1 protein-coding gene is annotated in these 1,596 nt (G+C 29.9%); it reads left to right on the top strand.

Going from position 1 to position 1,596, the window contains the following annotated elements; genetic code table 11:
• The first annotated feature begins 240 nt into the window (after positions 1-240).
• Complete coding sequence (locus tag ACU68U_RS09175) at positions 241-1,464, top strand: IS110 family transposase (protein WP_446763195.1); 1,224 nt, start codon at positions 241-243, stop codon at positions 1,462-1,464.
• The last annotated feature ends 132 nt before the right edge of the window (positions 1,465-1,596 follow it).

Genomic DNA, 1,596 nt, shown 5'->3' with positions numbered 1-1,596 from the left:
TTTTAGTACCATAAATAGTGTAAGAAAGGAAGTAATTCCTATCTTGCACTATTTTTGTATAATGAAGAAGTAGTATGACGAGCCTCTTTTAGGGTTGAAACATCCGCCACAAAAACTGTCAACTACCTTTTCATTATTCATATTCGGTTAAGCAGGTTGGGCAATACGTCCGTGTCACAAGCTAAAAAGAGTGTAATGGTGCAGGTAGAAACTACAAACTAAAAAGAAAGAAGGAAAATCATGATATCTGTAGGAATAGATATATCAAAAGACAAAATCACAGTTTGTGCATTAGAACAAGGAAGCAAAATAATATGGAAACCATTTGATGTTTCTCTAAAAAAAACAGAAGTAGAAAAATTATTGAATAAACTAGAAAAGTTAAAAGAAGAAGTAAAAATAACAATGGAAGCAACAGGAAAATATCATCTACCAATACTTTATGAATTAAAAGATAGAGGATACTTTGTAGCAGTAATAAATCCATTAAAGATGAAACAATATTGCCGAGCATTAAACTTTAGGAAAGCAAAAAATGACAAAATAGATGCAAAACAAATAGCAGAATATGGACTAATGTATTGGAAAGAATTAGAAGAATACAAAGTAGATAAAGACAACTACAAAATCTTAAAAGAATTAAACAGAAGCTACCAACATTACATGGAGCTAAGAATCGATCAAATGAACTACATAGATCAAACAATACATCAAACATTTCCAGGCATAAAAAAACTAATACCACATAATTCAGGAGACTTTTCAAAAGACAAACTCTTAGACTTTTTAGAAAAATGGTGGCATAAAGACCTAGTGTTAGAAAAAACAGAAGAAGAATTTATAGAAGAATATAAAAGGTGGGCAAAAGAAAAGAGATACCATCCAAATGCAAACAAAGCAAAAGCCATTTACCAATTAGCAGAGGATAGTATCTCAACACAACCTTCCCATAACTCAAAAATAGAAACGAATATCAGAGAAGGAATAAACCTGATAAAACAAATAAATCAGATTCTAAATAGAATTTTATCACAAATGATAGAAATATCCGAGCCCTTAGAAGAATATCAAGAAGCAAAAAAATTCTCAGGAATATCAGAAAAATTAGCAGTACAAATAGTAGCAGAATTTGGCGACCTATCAAAATTTAAAAACAAAAAAAGTCTAATATCCTTTATAGGAATAGACGCACCACCTTATGAATCAGGAAATTTTAAAGCGGATCAAAGAAAAATAAGTAAAAGAGGAAACGCAATACTGAGAAAAGTAGGCTACCAGGCAATGAAATGTATGATGAGTGCTAAAAATCCAGAAAATGAAATATATAAGTACATGATAAAAAAAGAAAAAGAAGGAAAAGCCAAAAAAGTATGTAAATTTGCAGGATTAAACAAATTCTTAAGAATCTACTATGCAAGAGTTATGGAATCAAAAGCCCAAAAACAAGAATTAAAAGTAGCATAAAATCTAAAATTACACTAAAAAAACCGATTGATTACACTCGGTTTGTTTGCCATGCACTAATTTAATTACTCAAATAATCAAATAACCTGAAATTAATTTCAGGTTATGCTTGACTTTTGTTAGCAGGTTTTT

This window comes from Finegoldia sp. P3-F-LR, from assembly GCF_052932165.1.
The sequence above is the reverse complement of the archived record's forward strand: the minus strand, read 5'-3'. Positions and strand labels throughout refer to the sequence as shown.